The following is a 21,728-nucleotide window of genomic DNA, read 5'->3' on the forward strand; positions in this document are numbered from 1 at the left end:
TTGAATTACATTTTAAAATCCCATGGCAATGGGTTTATTAAGGTTACCCTTTTTTACATCAGCTGCTTGAAAAAAACTTTGTAAACATTTTTCATTTTACCTATTGACATTTCTTAGCTGGACTTCTTTATTCATCAAAATGGATTGTCACCCATTGATTTCACCCTTTAATAGAGCCAATCATGACGCCCTTTACAAAATACTTCTGCAGGAAAGGATATACACAGATAATAGGCAGCGTGGATACTACAATTACGCCGTATTTAATCACCTGCACCATGGTCTGCAGCTTGCGCGCCGCATCCGCATCTGTGGTCATGGAATTGGCGGCCCCGGTCGCCGCTGTCAGCAGGATCTCCCTCAGGTACAGCGCCAGCGGATATTTGCTTCTGTCGGTAAGGAATATCATGGGATTAAAATATGAATCCCAGTAGGTTACCGCAATATAAAGTACCAGTACCGCCATAATCGCCTTGGAAAGCGGCATTACAATTCTGAAAAAGAACCGTCCGTTTCCGCAGCCGTCCACTCTGGCCGCATCACGCAGTTCCTCTGGTATATTGCTTTCCATAAAGGAGCGGGTAATAATGATATTATAGACTGCCACTGCGCTGATAATTACCATCAGGGTTCTTGTATTGGTCAGCTGCAGCTTCTTTATTACCATATAAAAAGGAATCAGGCCGCCGCCGAAGTACATTGTAAACACAAAATAGCCCATCAAAGTATTACGGAAGGGCAGGTCCTTTCTGGACAGGGCATAGCCTGCCATCATGGTTACAAGCGTCCCCAGCGCCGTACCCCCGGCCGTATAAATCAGTGTGTTACCGTAACCGATCCAAATCCGGGCATCCTCGAACACCTTTTGATATCCCAAAAGCGTAAAGCCCTTCGGCCACAGCAACATACTCCCGTTATTGACATACGCCGGATCCGAAAAAGAAGCTACAAAAACGAAATAAATCGGATATGCCATAATAACTATTATCAACAGCAGCGCTGCCGCAACCACAATGTCAAAAACCGTATCCTGGGTAAACCGGAATTTTTTCTTTTTCTGGGAAAGGGCTCCCTGCGTCGTCATATCGTCTCCTCCTGTCTCCTGTTATTCCTACCACAGACTGGAACCGGATACCTTTTTCGATATCTTATTCACCACCACAAGCAGGAAAAAATTTATTGCGTTGTTAAACAGCCCTATGGCCGCCGAGTAGCTGTACTGCTGCTGTTTCAGACCGATTTTATAAACATAGGTGGAGATCACCTCCGCCGTGGTAAGATTCAGATCATTCTGCATCAGATATACTTTTTCATAGCCTACGCTCATAATGTTCCCTGCGTTCATGATAAGCAGTATTACCATCGTGGGCATAATGGCGGGCAAATCAATATGGATAATCCGCTTCAGCTTGTTCGCCCCGTCCACCATGGCCGCCTCATGCAGCTCCTGATCCACGCCGGCCAACGCTGCCAGATAAATTATGGAACTCCAGCCCATGTTCTGCCAGATCCCCGACCAGACATAAAGATGTGCAAAGGCTGAGGCGCTGCCCATATAATACAAGTCATCCGGTCCTCCCAGCATAGCAATCAGATGATTTAAAAAACCCGATCTGGGAGAGAGGAAAACCGACATCATACCGACCAGAATTACTGTGGAAATAAAGTGCGGCATATAGGTTATCGTCTGTGTCAGTTTTTTGAATCTGGTACTTTTTACACTGTTTATCATAAGCGCAAGCACTATGGGGATTGGGAAGCCCACCACCAGGGAATAGAGGCTCACCACCAGTGTATTCTTCACTATCTGCCAGAAACGGGGCAGATGGAAAAAGGTCTGGAACCATTTTAAACCCACCCAGTTGCTCCCCATTATCCCTTTCCCCGGCGAATAATCCTGAAAGGCCATAAGTACGCCATACATCGGCGCATAGCAGAATATTCCTATAAATACCACGGCGGGAACCAGAAACAGGTACAGACACCAGTTTCTCTTCATCAGTTTCCAGGTCTGGTTCTTTTTTCTGCTATTTATGGCAGCTACTGTCTTTTTCATTTTTATACCTCCCGCATACCGCAGGCTTTCCTGCGATATAGTATCCATCCATAGTTGGAAAGGACTTACAAACGTTTCCTCCCAGGCCTTTCCGCTTGTGCATACTATTATTTTAATGTGCCGGAGCCTTTTCTTCTTGTAATATTTTAGTGATTTCTGGTAATAAATTCACTTTTTGTGTTATAGTAAGGGAATATAGATATGGTTAGGGCCCGCATCAAAAAAGGAAAGGAAGTTTTTTTATGAAATTTTTGGACTATCCGGAGCAGCAAAGACATGGAAGCCAGGACTTCCCCTATTTTTTCTACCATGTTACTTATATTCATCCCCGCTACACCATGCCTTATCACTGGCATCCCCTCTGTGAAATCGTCCATGTTTTCTCCGGGCATTTCCGGCTGCAGCTGGAAGATTGTGAACTGCTGCTTTCTCCCGGAGACAGCGCTTTTATTTCCTCAGGCGTTACCCACGGCGGCGCGCCCCTGGAAGCGCAAAGCTGCTGTTATGAATGCCTGCTGATGGATCTGGATACTATTTTTCAGTCCGGCTCATCCACCAGAGTTTATGAACATAAAATCTTCGACCTCCTGAACCAGAAAATACTTATCCATAATTATTTTCCTGCAGCATGCACGCAAATCAACGATATTCTCTTCAGTATGCTGGATTTGCTGCGTTTCAAGCCGGAGGGCTATACGCTTCTTTTGCAGGGCTATACCTTCCTGCTGTTCGGTCAGCTTTTCCAGAACCATTTTTATTCCGAAGCACCCGCTCTCAGCACCCAGAAAAAAGTGCTGCATCTGAAGGATGTGCTTACCTTTATAGATGAGCACTATGCGGAAGATATCCGGCTTTCCGACCTTGCCGCCTGCGCAAATATGAACGGCAATTATTTCTGCCGCTATTTCCGGGAGCTGACCCACCGCACACCACTGGATTACCTGAATTATTACCGTGTGGAGGCCGCCTGCGAGCAGCTGTCTTATACGAATAAAACGATTACGGAAATCGCTTTTGACTGCGGTTTCCACGATGCCAGCTATTTTGTAAAGGTTTTCAAACGTTATAAAAATATCACGCCTTCCGAATACACACGGGCCGATTTTTAGGCGCAAAAAAGCTCCGGCGGGCCACAGCATCCCATGGCCTCCGGAGCATCCATACTCTGAAACAGTTTTTATCCCAATTTCCTCTATTTCACATCAACCGTACATTCCGTCCGGCTTTCCACCCCCAACACACCTATCCGCACCGTGCCGGTCTTCCCCACCGTCCTGATCCAGAAGGAGGATACGCCTCCGGTAAGGGGGAACCGCGCAGGGCCCAGCAGCCTGGCAGGGCCGTCCAGTTGGATTTCCACACATTCCTGGGTAAAGGGCAGCAGATTTCCCATATTGTCCACCGCCTTCACCGTAATACGGGTGGCGTCATAGGTATCGCCGTCTGCGTACAGGACGGAATCATCAGCCCTGGCGATGATTCCGGCGGCATACCGGCTTTCTCCCACTTCCCTTCTGCATACGATGCGGTCCCCAAGCCATCCCTCCAGCACCAGGTTGTTTTCCGTTTCTCCCCAGCCGCCTGCGGATTTGATCACCATGCCGATAAGCCCCGATATTTCCCTGTTGTAACGCGCCGCCAGCCCGGAAAGGAATATATAATCCTCCTGCTGCATGGCGGTAAGCGTCCCTTCAGTCACCTTTTTTTCCAGGAATGTGGTAAGTCCTCTTCTGTCTTCTTCGGAGAAATCAGCCAGCAGTTCTTCCTCCATCAAATGGAAAATCATGACGGGAGGGTGCTTCAGATGGGGAAATTCCTCCTTGCGGGGATAAAAATCCGACACTTTTTTCCCATTTTTATAAACCCTCACATAATCACAGTTGGTCAGGATATAAAAGGGCACCGTGCCTCCGCCGTCCTTTTCCCCACGGCTTACCAGCGTAACAGGCTCAAGCACCGGTTCCTTCTCCGGTTCCTTCTGTGACGCATAGGCAAAGGCCGCGTATTTGGGGTTCCTGAACATATCAAAAACGCCATGATAACAGATTTTATCCCCTGAACCGAAGCTGCCGTGGGTATTATAGTCAAAAGCGCACCAGCTGATGCCACCTGCCAGATCCTCACGGCCCAGGCTTTCGTTTATCACCCGCAGATGCCGCAGCGCATGTTCCGTCAGACGCGCCTCCTGGTCAAAACGCTTTGCGGGGTACATATGTCCGTTGCTCTCCGTCACAAGCAGAGGCACCGCCCTGTCCAGCCCTGTGGTTTCCTTCTGTGGCCGGAATACCGTTTTTCCCCCGTCGTGGGTAAAATCATTGTAGGTATACACATCCTCCAAAAGCTCGCTTCGCTGAATATACCTGGTCCCTCCGGTCTGCCGGCCAGGATCCATGGCGCGGGCCAGCGCATTGGTCCTTTCATAAAAGGAATGATCATCCTGGGATTCATTGATCCTTACGCCCCACAAAATAATGGAGGGCCGGTTATAATCCCGCGTGATCATAGCCTTCAGCTCCTCCAGGGAATGCTGCTTCCAATCCTCATCCCCGATGTGCTGCCAGCCCGGAATCTCCTCCATTACCAACAGTCCCAGCTCGTCGCAGGCATCCAGGAAATGCCTGGACTGGGGATAATGGCTGGTGCGCACCACATTGCAGCCCAGCTCCCGTCGCAGAAGCTGCGCATCCCGGCGCTGTATCCGCTCCGGCATGGCATAGCCCACATAGGGCCATGACTGATGGCGGTTCAGGCCGATGAGTTTGCATTTCACGCCGTTCAGGAAAAATCCTTCCGGTGTAAACCGGGCCTGCCTGAAGCCGAAACGGCTGCTGCTCAGGCTGACGCAGCTTCCGCTCTCCTTCTCCTTCAGCTTTGCCTCCGCCCGGTAAAGGACCGGATGCTGCGTATCCCATAAGGAAATATCCGTAAGCCCTTCAAGGGCCGCCGGGATTTTCTGTGTGCCGGGTTTCAGGGAAATCTTTCCCTCCCAATTCCCGGCCATGCTGTTCTCCGGGGAAAACAGCGTAAGCTCCAAAATTCCCTCCCAAGCATGGTCGCAAGTAATTTCACATGCGCAGCGTAAGGTCTTCACCTCCTCCAGCGGATCAGGGCAGTCCAGCCACAGGCGCTCCAGCCGCACCGGCCCTGCGGCGTACAGCCATACCTCCCGGTAAATGCCGCCGTAGGTCAGATAATCCACCACATTTCCAAAAGGAGGGATGCCTCCCAGCTCCCTGGAATCCACGCGGACGACAAGTATGTTTTCCTCCCCGAAGCGCACTGCCCCGGTAAGCTCCACGGTAAAAGGCGTATAGCCGCCCTCATGCCTTCCCGTCAAAATCCCGTTGCAGTAAACATCACAGGCCAGCATGACTCCCTCAAATTCCAGAAAAATGGATTTTTCCTGCCACTCCTCCGGGATTTCCAGCAGCTTCTTATAGCAGCTGACGAACTGATATTCAGTTTCACTGAAGTAATTCAGGGGAAGCATCTTATTGGTATGGGGCAGATCCACCGTCTCATACCCCGCGGCCTCCGGTGTGCATTTTATATCCTCCGGCACAAAATCCGGTTTGTAAAGCCAGTCATAGTTCAGCGGAATTTTCTGCTGCATTTTCCTCCTCCATTTCCGAAAGGCCGGCTTTGCTTCCGCCGCCGGCCTTTCTTACCTATACATTCCTATATGTAAACAATACCCTATTTTCAGTTATTTGTCCCGTTTTCCTTTTCCGCCCTGCGTTCCTTCAGCTCGGCTACGATCTTCGCATGGCGTTCCTCGGTCAGAGTATAGAAGAACATGGGAATCGCCCCAATCATCATAACGATGCCGGGCAGGAAGGATACCACAAAATGAAAGGCATTCATGGTATGCTCGGTCTGCTCTACATTGGGCACATAGCCTGTCATAGACAGAACCACGGCAACCGCCACGCCTACCAGCGCGGAAGCGATTTTGGTGATGAGGGTACGGGTGGAGGTGATAACGCCTTCGTTACGCTGGCCTGTTTTCCACTCGCCGTATTCGATGGTATCAGCCGTCATGGAACTGATAACCACAAAGGCCGCCCCCACGAACAGAATCTGCAGTGCGCCCATAACGAGCACCAGCGTGATGTTGTGATAGCCTACCAGATAAAAAACAGCGCTTACCGCAAGGTTGGCTATCATCAGGCCTAGCAGCGTCTTTTTCTTTCCCAGGGCTTTCGTCAGGAAGGGAGCCGCCACGGTCCCCAGCAGGATACTGGGCAGGGTGATCAGGCTCATTAAGCTCATCAGCTTCACATCCCCCAACGTATAGGTGGTGTAATAATAATTCAGTGTCATTTTCATAATAAAGGCAAGGTTGATTACCAGATTGGTAATCATAATGCAGAACAGCGGCTTATTGGTAAAAAGGGATTTAAAGGCAAGCGCAAAGCTGAATTTTTCCGTAGGCGCTTCCACATGCTCCCTTACCATGCCAAAGCAGGTCAGGTACAGCACACAGCCCACTACCGCGAAAATCAGCGCCGTCATAAAATAGGCATGGGCGCTTCCCGTACCGCCGAAGGCCACAAGCAGGATAGGGATAAGCATGTTGCCGACAGTATTTGCAAGGTTGGTCCCCAGGGTAGCCGTGGTAAAAATCTTGGTTCGCTCCTCCGGATCGCTGGTCATGGCCGCCGGAAGGCTCCAGTAGGGAATATCCACGCTGGTGAAGGCCATTCCCATAATGATATACGTGATTGCCGCATAAATAATATTTCCCGTAGGCCCGAAATTAGGTACGGTAAAGTTCAGCACAAGGCATGCCGCAACCACCGGCGGCATACGCAGAAGCCAGCAGCGGTAGCGCCCGAACCGGCTTTTTGAGCGGTCCGCGATAATTCCCATCATCGGATCATTGATGCCGTCCCAAATTCTGGCAAACAGGAAAATTCCTGCCATGATTGCCGGGTTCATGCCGAATACATCCGTATAAAAGGCGGTGATGAAGCCGCTCCAGAGCGCATAAACCGTATTTTGGCCCACGCCTCCCAGCGCATGTCCCAGAACCTCCTTGTTGGAAGCCATATTTTTCCGCCTGGCCGGCCTGGTATCAGCCATGCCGTTTTCATTTACTGCTGCAGTTTTTCCCATGAGTCATTCCTCCCTCTCTTTTGTTTAATGATATTCCGGCAGCCAGCTGCCATGAGCCTCTATCAGCTCATCCACCAGGCTGCGTATTTCGTCTATCGTCAGCTCCGCCGCCGTATGGGGATCCAGCATGGCCGCCTGATAAATGGCCTCCCTGCTGCCGGTGAGCGCTGCGTCCACTGTCAGCTGCTGCAGGCCGATATTGCTCATATTCAAGGCCGCCAGCTGATGGGGCAGGCTTCCCACATGGCACGGCTGGATGCCTCCCTGTCCGGCTGCGCAGGTAACCTCCACACAGCAGTCCTTCGGCAGGTTGTCAATCAGCCCTTCGTTCATCACATTCCCCGCAAAGGTAAACGGCCTGCCCGTTTCCAGCGCTTCCAGAATGTAGGACGGATATTCATGCGTGCGCTGGTGGATCAGGTTTTCATCATTCACCAGACTGTTTTTCAGTTGCTTCCAGTGTTCAATCTGGATGCGGCAGCGGCGCGGGTATTCATCCAGCGGAATCTGGTACTTTTCAATCAGCTCCGGATGAGCCTTCTTGATGAAATAAGGCATAAACTCCGCATTGTGCTCGCTGGATTCCGTCACATAGCAGCCAAACTGCTTCATGATTTCAAAGCGCACCAGATCATCGTGTCTGTCCGGGGTGAAATCATATTCCGGGTAAAGCAGCTGGGGATAATCCTTCAGCATTTCCCTGGTATACGGTTTGAGGATCGGCCCCTCTTCGGCCCTCTGTTTGATCTGCGGGTAATAATCCTCTCCGTTGCGCGTGATTTCCAGCAGCCATGCCATATGGTTGATTCCCGCAATTTTATACTTCACATGATCCTGGGGCAGCCCCAGCCTGTATAGCAGCTGCGGCACACAGACCTGTACGGAATGGCAGATTCCCACCGTCTGTATGAAGGATGCCCTGCACATCGCCATGGTCAGTATTGCCATGGGATTGGTGTAGTTTAAAAACAGAGCCTCCGGGCAGACCTTTTCCATATCCCTGACAAAATCAAGCATCACCGGAATGGTGCGCAGCGCCCTGAAAATCCCGCCAATTCCCACCGTATCCCCGATGGTCTGACGCAGGCCGTATTTTTTCGGGATTTCAAAATCCGTCACCGTACAAGGCTCATAGCCGCCCACCTGGATGGCATTAATCACATATCTGGCTCCCCGCAGCGCTTCCATACGATCCATATATTTTACGATCCGCGCCCTGCCGCCGTTAGAGTTCCGGTTGATGTTGGACAGCATCTGCCAGGACTCCTCCAGACGCTGCATATCGATATCGTACAGCGCATATTCAAATTCCTGCAGCGGCCCTGTCAGCATACAGTCCCCCAGCACGTTTTTCGCAAAAACCGTGCTGCCGGCACCTAAAAAAGCAATCTTGTCCATAGTCCCCTCCTTTTTTGTTTTGTGCATTTCATACATACAATATAGCAGTCATTTTCCATTATTTCAGTAACATTAACAGATTCAAAAAGAAAGAGCGGTTACCATTTCAGACTTTCTGAATAGTATCCGCTCATTTTAATGGTATATGTTATTCAATTTTCCCATTCCTTCCGATAGGCTCCCGGCAGCATACCGTATTTTTCTCTGAACATCCGGTTAAAATGCCCCTTGTTGGAAAAACCCAGCTCCCTGATAATTTCATTCACGCTCTTATCCGTAGCCTTCAGCTGCTCCGCAGCCGCCTGCAGGCGCATAAAACGCAGATGGGAGGAATAATTTTCCCCGGTTTTCTGCAGCAGGAAACGGTTGAGGTAATCCGGGTTAAAATGGAAGAAGGCTGCCAGCTCCGTCCGGTTGACCGTATCCAGATGCTCCTGCATATAGTTCAGTATTTCCGCCAGAAGGTTTTCCTCGATTTCCTTCCGGCTCTGATAGTGGTAGGTATAGCCGTGGTTTTCCGCCAGAAGCCCGAACAGGCGGACCAGATAACCCTTGATCACCAGATGATGTCCGGGCAGCTTTCGTTCATCCTCCTCCACAATCTGTTCCAAAAGCCCCTCCACCGGGGAAAAATCCTCCCTGTGGAACAGAATATACTGCTGATCTGTGCGCCCGAACTGATTCTCCATAAACGCCGCGATCTCCGGATGCGGGGCAAAAAAGCGAGCCAGCTCCCCTTTCAGGAAGCCTGCGGACAGCCCCATAAACAGCACCCTGTCCTCCGGTCCTGATACCTCGTCCCTGTGGATCACATTGGGATTGAGCATACATACATCCCCCGCCTGATGCCGGTGCAGCACGCCGTTGATGGACTGGACATAGCTTCCCCGCAGCACAAAAATAAATTCCATATAATCATGTCTGTGATAGCTCAGCTGGTAGTGGGCCTCCCCCTCCCCGCCGAAGGAAGGCGTCGCGGGATTCAGAAAAAAATCCCGTTTGATGAAGTTCACCTTCTGCTCCTCCACTATCCCCCGTAAAAAATCCACGCTGCTAAAGCTCTGCATCGTATTTAGCCGAGAGATATACGCGGAGTTCTGGATCCGGCGCTCCAGTTCCACTTTTTCGTCCTCCTGCGCAATCCGGTACTGCCGGACCAGCCGCCCCATTTCAATGGCCGGCGCAAACCAGGTTTCCATATCCATAGCATTCCCCTCCCCGTCATCGATAGCTCCATTTTAGCCGACCAACGGTACATTTACAAGAGGGGCGACTGCACGCGATACTTCACACAGGATTTTTAAGCCGTTACTCAGCCGCCTTTTTTACTGTTTCAGCTTTTTTTATAAGCATCGTAGCTGCCGTACTGCCTCCACAGCTCCATCATCATTTCATACCGTTCCAGCGGCAGGCCTGTGTAAACGCAGTTTGAGGTGGAAAAAACATATCCCCTGCCCGCTTTCATCCCCGCTTTTTTCCAGGATCAGCTCCAGCAGCCACTGGATATTCTCAACGTCCCCGGGATTGGGATGGATAAAAATAGCGCTGTGGTCATATCTTTTTGCTGTATCGATATAAAGCTGGGCCATTTCATTCATATGAAAGCTGCGTTCCCGGTAACTCATCTGGTTCCACTGCTCATAAAAACGGTGGGAGGGATGCACCTTGCCGAAGGCCTCCATGGTCAGAAAAAAGACCAGCTCAAAGGTGGGCACCTGGCCGCCGATGGGCTCACATTTTAAAGTCCGTATAAATCTCTCTCTGTTCGTCATTTTATAATCCCCATTTAGTAGTAAAACGCTTGTAACTGTGAAGGAATCCAACAGTTACAAGCGCTTTTAAAAAAGCATTCCTTCCATATAACTTTCTTTGAAGAAAGCATCCGACGCCAGATCCACAGTCTGTGCCGCCGCTGCCAGCCGCTCCGCTTCCGGCAGCTTTTCCTTATCCAGCAGCAGCATGGCCGCTCCCATAAGCGCCGCATTTCCTGTCACCGTAATTTTTTCCAATTCCACCTCCGGCAAAAGGCCAATGGCAATCGCATTCTCCAGATGGATGAAGCTGCCGAAGCCCCCTGCAACCAACAGCTCCTGCAGCTCCGACGGCTGCATGCCCGCCCGGTGCAGCATGGTTTTGATTCCGGCACAGATAGCGCTTTTGGCAAGCTGGACCTTCCTTATGTCCTCCTGGAACAGGCGGACCTCCCCGGCAATCACCGCTTCCTCATGCTCCAGATAGCCGGTTTCATCCAGATCCTCCGTCTGCAGCAGGCAGCTCACCGCATCGATGACGCCGCTGCCGCAGATGCCTATCGGCTCTTTATCGCCTATCACCTCGGCCGCAAGCCCGTTCTCCGTCACCCGCACATGGGCAACCGCGCCGTCCGTTCCCTGCATTCCCATCTTCAGCCCCGCCCCTTCAAAGGCCGGCCCTGCCGCTGTGGAACAGCAGAAAATTCCTTCCTGTCTCCACAACACAATCTCCCCATTCGTTCCGATATCCACAAGAAGACGGTCATTTCCGGGCTTTTCCGTCCGTACGCTGAGCATGGCCGTGGTAATATCCGCTCCCACAAAAGCGGACACGCAGGGCGGCAGCCAGGCCCTCGCCTGTATCCCCGGCAGACCCAGCTGCTCCGCCGTCAGCCATTCCCCGGCCAGCCAGTCCGGGGCAAAGGGCGCATGGGAAAGGGCGAAAGGATCCCTTCCGGTAAAAAAATAAAGCATGGCCGTATTTCCGGTCAGCACCAAAGTATCAATATCTGTCAGGGAACAGCCGTCTTTATTTGCTAGCTCCTCCAAAAGGGACGTCAGCCCCGATTTGATGCACAGGGCCAGCGCTTCCCGCTCCCCTGCCATGCTTTTTTCCATCCGGGAAATCACATCCGCTCCGAAAACAGACTGGGGATTATCGGCCCCGGCCCTGGCCCGGAAGCCGTTTTTATCAAACAGCACCGCCGCCAGCGTCGTCGTACCGATATCCACCGCAGCGCCCAGCCCTTCAAACAAAGGCCTCACAGGCTGAAGCCCCAAAAGCGCTTCCTCCGGAGTCTGGCGTGTAGCCTCCTCTTCAAAGGACACCTCACATTCTCCCAGCACCCGGGTACGACAGGCAAGGCGGATGCCGTTTTCACGCTCCGCCCTGGTAAGCTTCTTTATTTCCGTTTCATCCGGTTCGCTGAGCAGCCCTGACGCCCGGACTCTGCATTTGCCGCAGATTCCCTTCCCTGCGCAGGGCATTTTCAGTCCTCCGGCTTCCCGGAGGACATCTGCCAGCACCGTTCCTTTTTCCGTCTGAAAAATCCGGCCGTTTACCGTTACCTTTTCCATGTCCTGCATCCTCATGCCATCCGCTTTTTTTCGTAGAATTCCTGCACCGCTTCAAAAAAGGCGTCGATATTTTCCCATTTGGACAGCGGCGGGATATCACAGCCGGAGGAAATGACAAAGTTAGGATATTTGCAGCAGGCCTCCATAATGGCCCAGGTTTCCTCCCTGATGCTTTCCGGCGTCCCGTTCCGGAACTGTCCCGCAGGATCAACATTTCCCATGGCTATGGTATATGGCGGGATATGGGTCATCATTTCCGCCATATTGATGGCGTTGCCGAAATGGTAGGCCGCGGCGCCCGTATCCAGGATGGAATCTATCATCTGGATGGTGCTGTTGCCGCAGTTATGATAAATAACAAGGAAATCATCCGTCTGAAGCGTTTCCACGATCCGTTTGACGTAAGGCGCAGAAAATTCTTCCGCAAGCGCCGGTGAGAGCAGGCCTGCCAGCGGTTCCGCCATCACGATGCCGTCCGCTCCCGCTTCCTTATATGCCTGTCCGTAGGCAATCAGGAATTCCGTCACCTTATCCAGAAGCTGCTGCACCATTTCCGGTTCATCATAACAATAAAACATGATTTCCGTCACATCTAAAAGCCGTCCCGCCAGGGAGTATGGTCCGATAATCCCGGCAAACACGGGTCTGTCTTCTATCATCTTCGCCGCTTTCTTAATGGCGTCAATGTAAATCTGCGTCCTTCCGGCGCCGATTTCCGGCACTGCAAGCGCTTCCACCTCTTCCGGCGTGGATACGACGCTGCTTTTTACCGTCGGCACCTCATCATCGCTTACGGAAATCGGCGCGCCGAAGCACTCCGCCTCCACCGAAAGATCCATCAGGCTCACCGCTGCCGCGGCGTCTGTCCTGTCCGCAACCAGCTTCATTCCCTGCGCCTGTCTGTCACTGTCGGAAATCAGTTCCCTTACGCTGATTCCCATCAGCTGCACAGCAGGAAAGGATAAAACGGGGAGCGCCTTTTTTTCCGGTATTTCCCTTAACTGCACAAGCCATTGCTTCATATTTCTACTCATGAACTCCATCCTCCCGGTTCCCGGCTTTATGAAAAGAACACGGCTCCGAAATAGGTTACCGTATCCTTGCCGTTGATATAGCGCATTCCGCACTGCGCAGCCAGCGTTGAAACATTGATTCCATAAGCCTCCAGGGAAGACATGGCCTGCTCCGGATGCCTGCATGGTTCGCCTGTCTTTTTACCGCAGACATCACACACCCTGCAGCCGCCGGCCCCAAGATGAAGCGCCTTCTCACAGTCAAGCTGTTCCGCCAGACGCCGCACCTGCTGCGCCAGGTCATTATGCCGTTTTCCGGCCTCCATCATTCCTTCAAAATCGTAGCTGTCCTCCAGCGTTCCCACTGTCTGGTAAACAAGGGCGAGACGATAATCCTTCAGTCTGCCCATGAGGGTTTCCACCTCTCCCACATCGGGCGGGCACATGTAACTCCTGCCGTAATTGCCGCAGGCGTTGGATTCGCACAGCTTGCGGAAGGAAGCATCCGCCTCGATCCGTTCCGTCTCAATAAATTCCGCCCGGTAAGCTCCCAGGCGCAGCACTTCTTCTCTCAATGCTTCTTTTTCCATAGTTCCCCCGCTGTCTGCCGTTTTCCTTAACCTGCCAGGCTCCTGCAGATTTCCACAGCAGCATCCGCAGCGCTTGCCGCATCGGCTGTGTATTTATCAGCGCCGATCTGTTCGCAGAAGGCTTCCGTTACAGGCGCGCCTCCCACCATAATTTTTACATGATCACGGATTCCGGCTTTTTCAGCTTCTTTTACCACATCGCTCATCACTGACATCGTAGTTGTCAGAAGCGCGGAGCAGCAGATGATCTGGCAGTTCTGGGAAACCGCTGTTTCCACATAGGTTTCAGGAGATACGTCCGTTCCCAGATCGATAACCTCCAGGCCTTTGCCTTCCATCATCATTTTTACCAGGTTCTTGCCGATGTCATGCAGGTCACCGCGTACGGTTCCGATGCAGACCCTGCCGGCCGAGGTGTTGTCCCCGTCAGCTAACAGAGGCTTAAGCAGGGAAGCTCCCATATTCATGGCGCGGGCCGCCACAAGCACCTCCGGTACAAAAACTTCGTTATTTTTGAATTTTTCCCCGATAATATCCATACCGGACAGAAGTCCCTTCTCCAGGATCTCCTTCGCAGGGATTCCTTCATCAATCGCCTGCTGTACCAGTTCCTTTACTATCTTCGCCTTGCCTCTCTGCAGATTCTGTGAAATTTCCTCCAAGACAGCCATAAAAAAAATCCTCCTTACTGAGTATGACTACATTATTTGCCCTGATTATAGCATCCTCCTTTTCTTTTTCCTTGTAGTTATTCGCCCGTTTTGGTAATTTTCCGACCTGTTTCCTTGACATACCAAAAATTCACGGGCATAATGCAGATAGAGCAATATTGCTGCTATGGATGGATCGAAGGATTACTTTGAATTTATAAAACGATCACTTAAATTTATAGAACAATTACACGGTATTTTACAAAGGAAGGCTTCTTTAATGGTGCAGGATACGTTTGATCACAAGCTGGCCCAGGAGTGCGCACGGGCTTTTTCGGTGTCCACAGGGCTTGGCTGTACGGTTTCGGATACGGCCGGACATATTTTTTATGAACATGGGAAGGGATGCGGAAGCTGTACGCTGTGCGAGGCGGCGGGGCTTCCCCATGAGAACTGTATCCGCGCCCATAACTATGGAATGACCGAGGCGGAGCGTTTCGGCGGGAAGTATATTTATTTCTGCCCCCTGGGACTGACCTGCTTTGTCTCCCCTATCATCGGCGAGGTGAAAAGTACCGCCAAGATCACCGTGGGGCCGTTTATGATGGTGGATTTCCAGGACTTTATCGACTGTGAACTCACCGACAATCTGCCGCTCACTCAGGAAGCGCGGACGGAGCTGATCCGGCTTCTTAAGGAGGTTCCGCAGATGCCGCCCACAAAGGTGCAGGAGCTGTCTGTTCTTCTTTTTATGGTCGTCGGCTTCATGAATAACGTCTCTGCTGAAAACAGGCTTCTGGAGGCCGAACGATCTGACCTTCTGCAGGGGCAGATCAGCGCCTATATCTCCGGCCTGAAAAACCAGGACGCCCCGCCCCGCTATCCCTTTGAAAAGGAACGCGCCCTGCTATTGTCAATCTCACACGGGGATCGGGAAAGCTCCCGAAAGCAGCTCAAGGAACTGCTTGCCGCCCTTCTGGCTTCCGGAGGCGGACGGCTGGACTGGATGAAATCCAGGGCTTCGGAGCTTATCGTCATGATTTCCCGGACCGCGGCGGAAAACGGGGCGGAGGAAGAAGAGACGATGCTCTTTAACCATATCTGCCAGAAAACCATCCCCTCCCTGGGCAGCTTCAGCGCCCTGAGCAACTGGCTGTACCATACGGTTGACCGTTTTATGGACAGTATCCAGTCCTACCCTGACGCCAAGCATGCCAATATCATACATAAATGCATCCAGCACATAGGCACCAACTATGCGGAGCACCTGACGCTGGAGGATACCGCCCGCACCGTTTCCCTGTCCCCCGATTATCTGAGCCGCATTTTCAAAGAGGAAACTGGAACCACCTTCAACCGGTATCTGAACAATGTGCGCATCACCAAAGCCAAGGAGCTGATCCGCCGCGGAGAATACCGCCTGACGGACATTTCCCAGATGGTTGGGTATGATGTTCAAAGCTATTTTACCAAGGTCTTCCGCCGCATTACCGGCCTTTCCCCAGGGGAATACGGGAAAAAAACGAGGAGGATCCAGGCTCCCGAGAAAGCCTGAATCCCCCTGCTATAATTACTTATCTGTTTTGCCGGAATCACTCATCCTTAGGAACTCTACCTGTCCTATTTCTTCATCATATCCTTCGCAATAACCTCTCCCTGAGGCTTTCCGGCAAGGGTTCCCTTCAACACCTTCAGAATCCATGTGCCGCATGATTACGGGGAATCCATTTCACTCATTATTTACCCACGGATTTTTTTACTGCCCATAGAATGGCTCTGCCGGTTGTCTCTCCTATTGGATTTCCAGCATAGTCTCCATACTCTTTTTCTATGGCAAAGCCAGCAGAATCCAGCCAGTCATGCAGCTGTTCCAACTGTATATAATGCTTCTTAGAAGGAATCTTCCTTTCTAATCTTCTTCCGTCCTTCAGTATCAAGTCAAAATTACGGACAAACGAAAGCATTCCTGTAGATTCCTCAAAGCTTTGTTCCGTCAGGAACATTTTCCCTGAATTGCCTTCGCTGTCGGTTCCCTCCCAGATTACCATTTCACCGGATGACCGGAACAACAGCTCGGGATGCATTGAAAACTGATAGTCGATATAAATATGGCCTCCCGGAGCCAGCGCTCCTGCAGCCCTCCGAATCATCTGACGCTGCGCCTGAGCATAGTCTGTCTCCGACATTATATTAAACAGAATATTTCCTGCAAGAACTACAACATCAAATCCGCTCCCCCAAGCATCTTTTACCGCATCAGCCTTATACCAGACAATATTATCAAGTTCTTCTGCCTTTGCCCCTATTTTTTCAAGAAGGCAATCGTCAATATCAAAACCTGTTACAGCATGTCCTGCCTGCGCCAGCGGTACAAGGATACGCCCGCCTCCACAGGCTGCCTCCAATACTCTCACAGGCTTTGAACCAATCACAGACAGCAGAAAGTCCACGTCATCTGTCTCTGTCTCATATTTTTCATACATTTCCGCATTCCATGCTGCAATTATTTTTTCTTCATTACACACAACTGCATCCTCCGAATACAAACAGAAGGCTCCGGAAATATCCGCCTTCCGCGCCCTAATTTCCCTGTACCATAATTTCCTCCAGCCTTCGGCCGCAGGAAACCCGAAACTCCTGAAAATTCTTCTCCAAATAAAGCCGCAGCTCCTGTGCGGTCCTGTCAGCCTGTGCAAACTGGCATTCCGTAATCACGCCCTGCTCCAGCGCCGCCTCAAGTTCATCCCTGTCCTCCTCCTTAACTTCACCCTCCGGCGATACCAGTAAATCAAGGAATAAATCACTGACGAAAAACATCCCGTCTTCATCAACACCTATACCGTCAATAATATCAATATACCAAAGCACCGGCCTGTATTCCTGATTCATATATACAGTTACAGCATATTTTTCGTTTTCCGGAATAATAATGAGCCATTTCATGCCGTCGTCACATACGGTCAGACTTTCCTTCCCCCAACTCCAGACCTGCTTTTCCTTCACCTTTTCGATATCAATCAGAGCCAGAAAGCCTGAAAAATCCGGGTTCTTTATCCTTTTCTGACGGTAGCTCTTTCTCTCTATGCATTTCCATTCATCATAAATTAATCTGACATGCTTTATTTCCAGCTTCTTCATGGCATTTCTCTTTCCTGTCAAAATACGTTCCTCTGCCGGCAAATACCAAAATGGCGGCGTCATTCCGCCGCCTGTATTCTCTTCACATACAATTCCATATATTCTTTCATCCTGCAAAACTGCTCTCTCGTCACAGGGTTCTCGGATTCGAAAGCCATCAGCTTCGAAAGATATCCCTGCTCCAGCACAATCCGCAGGCTCTCAGGGAAAACCAGCTCATACACCAGTGAAATATGACCGACCAGATGATCCGCCGCCGTCCTTTTCAGGGTACGCAGTATGGCATGCTCTTCAAAAAAAGCTGTCATCACAGCTTCAGAAACCGTACAGTTTTTCAGCTCCCTGGTGGAAACATTATAGATTTCCTCCGGGGGAAAATCCACGTTCACCTTCAGAATATCGATTTTATCCGCATCCCGCAGGATATGGCAAAACCTCTGCGTCCTTTCATCCAGCCCCTCCGGGATACGGTAAGCGCTGTGGACGCCGACCACGGTACGAAGGAGCCCATCCTCGCAGGAATCCTCCGTATAATCCCTGATTTTCCCATCATCAAAAAGAATCTGCGCCCCATACATCGCATGGTCAATGGATTCAGCATCTATAAAGGTTCCGTAATTTCTCAGCTGCTCAAACCGCCCCACGTCATGCAGCAGCCCGGTAAACCAGGCCAAATCCCGCTCGTCTTCCGCCATGCCCAGCGAAGCTGCTATTTTTTCACATAACACCGCCACGCGGAAGGTATGTTCTATCTTCAGCCTGACCTTATCATCCTGCGCATTATAGGCGCTCACATAATCCCGAAAGACTTTTTCCGCTTTAATTCTTTCAATTTTCATATTAATCGATCCTTTCCCTCACCTTTAGAAACAGGAGATTGCTGACCTTTTACGTAACCCGGATTTCATCAGCATTGATTTTCAGATTGTAGCCCATTATTGCATCGCTGTCAAATCTTGCGTCAATCTTCTTGTGCAACATCACGCTCAAATCCTGCCGCAATTTTCTTGTTCAATCCCCTCCAGGCTCAGGTGCATTTTTGTTTTTTGAGAAGCATATACCTCCCCCATACTGTATCAGATACTTTTCCTATTGTAAAAAGCAATTACACGGTTAAAACGCCGTCCTCTTCTGCGCGAAGCGAAACCGTCCGGATGCCTTTTTCCTGCAAATCTGCCAGCGCCTTCCCGATAAGACAGGATGCAAAGCCTCTGCAACGGTAATCCTTTAAAGTCGCAGCCATTTCCAATACAGCGGTATCACCATCTGAGATTGTCATGCAGGTGCTCACCGGCCTTCCCTCCGAAAAACCAAGATAAAAATTGGTATTATCAAGCCTCAGTACATCGCCAAACTGCTCTGTCGTAACAAGCTCCCCTTCAAAAAGGGCCTTATTTATAATATCCAGCCAGCTTTTCAGTTCAACCATCTTAGTTACCTCAGATATGGTGTACTGATTAATGAGATATCTATTTTCCTTAAAATTATCCAGATACAGCAACATGCAGGGAGGTTGTTCATTTATTATAAATCCTCTGTTTGCCAGTATTTCCGCCAGATTAGAGGGTCTTGTCATCGGAGTAATCAGTATGGAATCGGGAAGAATACCTGCCTTTATCAAAGATATCATCTTCGGTATTTCAAGCTCCTGATTTTCTTTCATATCCACCGAATAAATCCGCTCAAAGCCGCTGTCTCCTTCTGCCTTCAGATAACTGACAGGCCCCGTTATAAGTCTCTCCCCACGCATTCTTCCCCAGGTGGTCCAGGATATTTCTATCCCCTTTACGAGCATTTCCTTTTCAAACTCTGCCGTCCCGTCCACCTCATTATGCAGGTGATTTTTTTCTTCCATTCTGTAATAACTCCCCTTTTTCATTCAGTATAACAAACGGGCGTGACAACATTATGTCAGGTTTTAATATTTTTAAGGTTCCTCAGGAGTCATGAACGAATACGCCTGATATGTACAATCCAGACGGTATCCCATTTTTTCCGCCAGGCTGCGTGACGCCGGATTCTGTGCATCCCAGTGTACGTCAAGCCCTCTCGCCTTACAGTCCAGAAGCATTGCAGAGGCACAGGCAATTCCCACCCCCTTTCTCCTATGCTCTTTTGCAGATCCACCTGCTGCAAACCGAAGCCCTGCCGCCTGTCGCCTCTTTTACTGCTCACAAAGCGGGCTCCCTGCCGCCTTGCAGTTCCCTCCATGCCATTCATGATTGAAATGTACAGCTGATTCTGCAGGGTATCAATATAAATGCGGATAAAGCGATTTTCCTCCTCTTTTACCGCATCACAGGCCTCAATTGCATTATCCAGCAGATTTCCCACCAGAACACACAAATCCATATCCGATGTCTTCATCTGCTCAGACACATGGACCGTTACATCCGTATGGATGTTCCGGCTTTTCATTAAGCCCAGCTTGCTGTTTAAAATGGCATCCGCCATGAGATTTCCCGTCTTTATCACCTGATCCACCTGAGAAAGGCTTTCATCCAGCCGTCCCAGATAAACCATCAGCTCGTCATATTTTTCCAGCTGTGCATATGCCTTCATAGCCTGAATATAATTATGATAATCATGCCTCCAGCCGCGCATGGTACGGTACATACTCTCCACTTCGGCATAATGCTGGTCAACAAGATCGCTCTGAAAGCATTCTATTCTGCGATCCACATATCCTGGGATCCATAAAAAAAGAAGCGCGGCATTGCCTGCCAGAAGGCAAATGCAAATTCCTATTATCCATGCGGCCATTCATTTCCTCCTCTGCTGAAAAAACGGATACAGGCCATGGTACATCCTCCTGCTCACCGGTATCCTACCCCCATCGGCCAAAACCGCAGCATCCTTTTCGATGCCCGTCACCTGTGCAATATTTACCATGTAGGAACGGTGACAGCGAAACAGCGGCAGCCCAAGCTCCGCCAAACCGCCCCGCCGGATCGCATCTATGGCTCTCTCCCGTTCCACCTGACCGCTGCCTGCCACATATTCCCCCAACACGAAGGAAAATATCTGAAAATCCTGAAAAACCACAGAAAACAGCTGCATATATTCCTGATAATCATATTTTCTGATATCCACACTGTTCAGTAAAATACTTCCCTCCGTGGGGTCATAAAGTCTGCACAACAGCTTGATAAAGGTTGTCTTTCCGGAACCGTTCGGTCCTACAAGCGCCATACGTTCCCCGATCTCCAGCGTCACATTCATTCCCTTAAGTACATATTTTTCCGTACCCGGATAACGGAAGGAAACATTTCTGAACTCTATCAGGAATTTGCCGTCCCTTCTTTTTTCCACGGGAATGGTTCCCTTTTTCTTCACATCCTTCAGATCCAGGTATGCCAGATACTCCTCCATTACCGCCCGGTTTCTGTGCAGCCGCGTCCACGCGCTCATCAAATCGGTTAAAGCCTGGATGAGCTGCTGGATCGCACCGGCATATCTGACAACACTGCCCGCTGCAATTTCTCCCACATAGGCGCATATCGCGATGTAAAGATAGACTATCCCTCCGATACAGGCAGAAAGAAAGCCCTGGATACCATCCCATTTTGCGCCGTTGCCCGCCAGCTGTTTTGCTGCATTCCTCCATCCGGAGGTCATATTATCACCATATTCCTCCATAAGCTTTTCCTGATGGAAAATGCGGATATCCTTTCCCGCTTCTGTGGACAGCACCACTTTTTCCATCATATATTCATTCAGACGGTTCTTCTCAATTACGGACTGCGTTATGGCATATTTCTTTCTATCCTTCCGCCGGACCGCTTTCTGTATCAGAACAAAGCCCATGATAAGCAGCAGCCCTGTCAGTACCGTCATACGAAAAACAAAGGGTGTTTCCTGCCTCCTGTGCGCCGCTTGTGAAACAAACAGCGGCAGTATCGTTGCCATCGCAATCACCACCTTCAGAAAAGCCGTCAGAAGCTGTTGCATGAAACGGATAAAAACTTCAAAGGCACCGATATTTCTTTTCCTGTATTCCTCCTGCCGGCTTCTCATTGCACGCACTTCTTCATTTTCCGTAAGCTCATAGTCCATACCCATGGTTTTCATAAGCACCGGCTCCGCCATCCGGTACTGCAATCCCCACCACATGACATTTTTATGCTTGGCCGCCCAATGCCTGACGACATTGATAAAAAGCGCCGCACCCGCTCCTGCTGCCGCCCAGACGAGCATTTCCCGGATCGGCCGCTGCTCGTACAAGGCCTCCAGAAGCATGGAAGACAGATAAATCACAACAAATGGGGAAAGACTGTCCATCAGTATGGTGAGCCCCACAAGCGCCCATTCCCGGTTATAACAGAACAAAAGCTTCAACGCGCACAGATGACAGCTTAGAGGGAGAAATCCGGATAGACGGCAAGGCGATAGGCGATTATGAAAAAGAGAGCTATTATGGCCTGATATCTTCCGTG

General features: G+C 50.4%; 19 protein-coding genes and 1 pseudogene. 2 read left to right on the plus strand and 18 right to left on the minus strand.

Features of this window, described 5'->3' with window-relative positions:
* Positions 1–160 precede the first annotated feature (160 nt).
* Together FYJ45_RS19140 and FYJ45_RS19145 are read right to left on the minus strand one after the other, a co-directional pair.
* The gene (locus FYJ45_RS19140) at positions 161–1,084 is read right to left on the minus strand and encodes a carbohydrate ABC transporter permease (protein ID WP_154466686.1); all 924 of its coding nucleotides are present in this window, start codon (positions 1,082–1,084) and stop codon (positions 161–163) included.
* 27 nt (positions 1,085–1,111) lie between these two features.
* Positions 1,112–2,056: an ABC transporter permease gene (locus FYJ45_RS19145; protein ID WP_154466688.1), complete on the minus strand. Its 945-nt coding sequence runs from the start codon at positions 2,054–2,056 to the stop codon at positions 1,112–1,114.
* Between the two features lie 242 nt (positions 2,057–2,298).
* On the opposite strand from FYJ45_RS19145, the gene FYJ45_RS19150 reads away from it, so the two are divergent.
* Complete coding sequence (locus tag FYJ45_RS19150) at positions 2,299–3,165, plus strand: AraC family transcriptional regulator (RefSeq protein ID WP_154466690.1); 867 nt, start codon at positions 2,299–2,301, stop codon at positions 3,163–3,165.
* Between the two features lie 83 nt (positions 3,166–3,248).
* Here FYJ45_RS19150 and FYJ45_RS19155 read toward each other — a convergent pair whose 3' ends face one another.
* From FYJ45_RS19155 to FYJ45_RS19195, 9 genes are all read right to left on the minus strand, one after another.
* Positions 3,249–5,669, minus strand: a complete 2,421-nt coding sequence (locus FYJ45_RS19155) for a glycoside hydrolase family 2 protein (RefSeq protein WP_154466692.1) — start codon at positions 5,667–5,669, stop codon at positions 3,249–3,251.
* An 89-nt stretch (positions 5,670–5,758) separates the two neighbouring features.
* Complete coding sequence (locus tag FYJ45_RS19160; protein WP_154466694.1) at positions 5,759–7,174, minus strand: MFS transporter; 1,416 nt, start codon at positions 7,172–7,174, stop codon at positions 5,759–5,761.
* A gap of 24 nt (positions 7,175–7,198) precedes the next feature.
* The gene (gene melA / locus FYJ45_RS19165; protein WP_154466696.1) at positions 7,199–8,572 is read right to left on the minus strand and encodes an alpha-glucosidase/alpha-galactosidase; all 1,374 of its coding nucleotides are present in this window, start codon (positions 8,570–8,572) and stop codon (positions 7,199–7,201) included.
* 152 nt (positions 8,573–8,724) lie between these two features.
* A complete protein-coding gene (locus FYJ45_RS19170) occupies positions 8,725–9,777 on the minus strand; it encodes a helix-turn-helix transcriptional regulator (RefSeq protein WP_154466698.1) in 1,053 nt (350 codons plus the stop codon).
* Between the two features lie 186 nt (positions 9,778–9,963).
* Positions 9,964–10,344 carry a hypothetical protein gene (locus FYJ45_RS19175; protein ID WP_154466700.1) on the minus strand — a complete coding sequence of 127 codons (381 nt, stop codon included), beginning with the start codon at positions 10,342–10,344 and terminating at the stop codon, positions 9,964–9,966.
* A 66-nt stretch (positions 10,345–10,410) separates the two neighbouring features.
* Entirely contained in the window at positions 10,411–11,901 is a 1,491-nt protein-coding gene (locus FYJ45_RS19180) for an ASKHA domain-containing protein (RefSeq protein WP_154466702.1), read from the minus strand.
* An 11-nt stretch (positions 11,902–11,912) separates the two neighbouring features.
* On the minus strand, positions 11,913–12,935 hold the full coding sequence (locus FYJ45_RS19185) for a uroporphyrinogen decarboxylase family protein (RefSeq protein ID WP_154466704.1): 1,023 nt from the start codon (positions 12,933–12,935) through the stop codon (positions 11,913–11,915).
* A gap of 26 nt (positions 12,936–12,961) precedes the next feature.
* Positions 12,962–13,504, minus strand: coding sequence for a DUF2284 domain-containing protein (locus FYJ45_RS19190; protein WP_154466706.1), 543 nt, complete (start codon positions 13,502–13,504; stop codon positions 12,962–12,964).
* A gap of 26 nt (positions 13,505–13,530) precedes the next feature.
* The gene (locus FYJ45_RS19195; RefSeq protein ID WP_021635072.1) at positions 13,531–14,175 is read right to left on the minus strand and encodes a corrinoid protein; all 645 of its coding nucleotides are present in this window, start codon (positions 14,173–14,175) and stop codon (positions 13,531–13,533) included.
* Between the two features lie 259 nt (positions 14,176–14,434).
* On the opposite strand from FYJ45_RS19195, the gene FYJ45_RS19200 reads away from it, so the two are divergent.
* Entirely contained in the window at positions 14,435–15,709 is a 1,275-nt protein-coding gene (locus tag FYJ45_RS19200) for a helix-turn-helix domain-containing protein (RefSeq protein WP_195841891.1), read from the plus strand.
* Between the two features lie 181 nt (positions 15,710–15,890).
* On the opposite strand, the gene FYJ45_RS19205 is transcribed toward FYJ45_RS19200, so the two are convergent.
* The 7 genes and pseudogenes from FYJ45_RS19205 to FYJ45_RS31865 form a co-directional block, all read right to left on the minus strand.
* Positions 15,891–16,679, minus strand: coding sequence for a class I SAM-dependent methyltransferase (locus FYJ45_RS19205; protein ID WP_154466710.1), 789 nt, complete (start codon positions 16,677–16,679; stop codon positions 15,891–15,893).
* 55 nt (positions 16,680–16,734) lie between these two features.
* Positions 16,735–17,355 (minus strand): DUF402 domain-containing protein, encoded by a 621-nt coding sequence (locus FYJ45_RS19210; RefSeq protein WP_154466712.1) that lies wholly within the window; start codon positions 17,353–17,355, stop codon positions 16,735–16,737.
* Entirely contained in the window at positions 17,352–18,131 is a 780-nt protein-coding gene (locus FYJ45_RS19215) for an HD domain-containing protein (protein ID WP_154466714.1), read from the minus strand. Before FYJ45_RS19215 ends, FYJ45_RS19210 begins: the two co-directional genes overlap by 4 nt.
* Before the next feature lie 266 nt (positions 18,132–18,397).
* Positions 18,398–19,147 (minus strand): GNAT family N-acetyltransferase, encoded by a 750-nt coding sequence (locus FYJ45_RS19220; protein ID WP_195841892.1) that lies wholly within the window; start codon positions 19,145–19,147, stop codon positions 18,398–18,400.
* Positions 19,148–19,219: 72 nt separating this feature from the next.
* Positions 19,220–19,363 (minus strand): GNAT family N-acetyltransferase, encoded by a 144-nt coding sequence (locus FYJ45_RS33240; protein WP_408609511.1) that lies wholly within the window; start codon positions 19,361–19,363, stop codon positions 19,220–19,222.
* Positions 19,364–19,425: 62 nt separating this feature from the next.
* A pseudogene (locus FYJ45_RS19225) lies at positions 19,426–20,055 on the minus strand (sensor histidine kinase); the annotation flags it as partial.
* A complete protein-coding gene (locus tag FYJ45_RS31865) occupies positions 20,056–21,591 on the minus strand; it encodes an ATP-binding cassette domain-containing protein (protein WP_154466720.1) in 1,536 nt (511 codons plus the stop codon).
* Positions 21,592–21,728 lie beyond the last annotated feature (137 nt).

It is taken from the genome of Eisenbergiella porci (assembly GCF_009696275.1).
GTDB classification, from domain to species: Bacteria; Bacillota; Clostridia; order Lachnospirales; family Lachnospiraceae; genus Eisenbergiella; species Eisenbergiella porci.

What these genes read in the sequence shown, in the direction of transcription:
- FYJ45_RS19140 (WP_154466686.1), bottom strand. Translation starts at nt 1,084, where the DNA reads ATGACGACGCAGGGAGCCCTTTCCCAGAAAAAGAAAAAATTCCGGTTT.
- FYJ45_RS19145 (WP_154466688.1), bottom strand. Translation starts at nt 2,056, where the DNA reads ATGAAAAAGACAGTAGCTGCCATAAATAGCAGAAAAAAGAACCAGACC.
- FYJ45_RS19150 (WP_154466690.1), top strand. Translation starts at nt 2,299, where the DNA reads ATGAAATTTTTGGACTATCCGGAGCAGCAAAGACATGGAAGCCAGGAC.
- FYJ45_RS19155 (WP_154466692.1), bottom strand. Translation starts at nt 5,669, where the DNA reads ATGCAGCAGAAAATTCCGCTGAACTATGACTGGCTTTACAAACCGGAT.
- FYJ45_RS19160 (WP_154466694.1), bottom strand. Translation starts at nt 7,174, where the DNA reads ATGGGAAAAACTGCAGCAGTAAATGAAAACGGCATGGCTGATACCAGG.
- melA (WP_154466696.1), bottom strand. Translation starts at nt 8,572, where the DNA reads ATGGACAAGATTGCTTTTTTAGGTGCCGGCAGCACGGTTTTTGCGAAA.
- FYJ45_RS19170 (WP_154466698.1), bottom strand. Translation starts at nt 9,777, where the DNA reads ATGGATATGGAAACCTGGTTTGCGCCGGCCATTGAAATGGGGCGGCTG.
- FYJ45_RS19175 (WP_154466700.1), bottom strand. Translation starts at nt 10,344, where the DNA reads ATGACGAACAGAGAGAGATTTATACGGACTTTAAAATGTGAGCCCATC.
- FYJ45_RS19180 (WP_154466702.1), bottom strand. Translation starts at nt 11,901, where the DNA reads ATGGAAAAGGTAACGGTAAACGGCCGGATTTTTCAGACGGAAAAAGGA.
- FYJ45_RS19185 (WP_154466704.1), bottom strand. Translation starts at nt 12,935, where the DNA reads ATGAGTAGAAATATGAAGCAATGGCTTGTGCAGTTAAGGGAAATACCG.
- FYJ45_RS19190 (WP_154466706.1), bottom strand. Translation starts at nt 13,504, where the DNA reads ATGGAAAAAGAAGCATTGAGAGAAGAAGTGCTGCGCCTGGGAGCTTAC.
- FYJ45_RS19195 (WP_021635072.1), bottom strand. Translation starts at nt 14,175, where the DNA reads ATGGCTGTCTTGGAGGAAATTTCACAGAATCTGCAGAGAGGCAAGGCG.
- FYJ45_RS19200 (WP_195841891.1), top strand. Translation starts at nt 14,435, where the DNA reads ATGGTGCAGGATACGTTTGATCACAAGCTGGCCCAGGAGTGCGCACGG.
- FYJ45_RS19210 (WP_154466712.1), bottom strand. Translation starts at nt 17,355, where the DNA reads ATGACGCCGCCATTTTGGTATTTGCCGGCAGAGGAACGTATTTTGACA.
- FYJ45_RS19215 (WP_154466714.1), bottom strand. Translation starts at nt 18,131, where the DNA reads ATGAAAATTGAAAGAATTAAAGCGGAAAAAGTCTTTCGGGATTATGTG.
- FYJ45_RS19220 (WP_195841892.1), bottom strand. Translation starts at nt 19,147, where the DNA reads ATGGAAGAAAAAAATCACCTGCATAATGAGGTGGACGGGACGGCAGAG.
- FYJ45_RS33240 (WP_408609511.1), bottom strand. Translation starts at nt 19,363, where the DNA reads ATGCTTCTGGACTGTAAGGCGAGAGGGCTTGACGTACACTGGGATGCA.